Consider the following 426-nt stretch of genomic DNA (forward strand, 5'->3'; position numbering starts at 1 on the left):
GATACGCCAACGGCGAATGATGATACGGCTACAGTTGCTGAGGATGGTAATGTAAGTATTACTGTTAGTAGCAATGATGATATTGGTGGAGATGGCGGCGATGGAGAGGACTATAGTTTAACTACTGGTCCTACAAACGGAAGCGTTACAGAGACATCAGATGGTGTGTTTAGTTATACTCCAAATGCTGACTTTAACGGTACGGACTCATTTACTTATACGATAACTGATGCAGATGGCGATACGGATACCGCTACGGTGACTATCACGGTAACTCCTGTGAATGATACGCCAACGGCGAATGATGATACGGCTACAGTTGCTGAGGATGGTAATGTAAGTATTACTGTTAGTAGCAATGATGATATTGGTGGAGATGGCGGCGATGGAGAGGACTATAGTTTAACTACTGGTCCTACAAACGGA

1 protein-coding gene is annotated in these 426 nt (G+C 44.1%); it reads left to right on the forward strand.

The genetic code is table 11. The features are described from left to right. Window positions 1-426: Ig-like domain-containing protein (locus tag ACOSP6_RS16840; protein ID WP_422095740.1), on the forward strand; the 426-nt coding region annotated here is incomplete at both ends.

The organism is Tenacibaculum sp. MEBiC06402 (assembly GCF_049239625.1).
GTDB lineage: Bacteria > Bacteroidota > Bacteroidia > Flavobacteriales > Flavobacteriaceae > Polaribacter.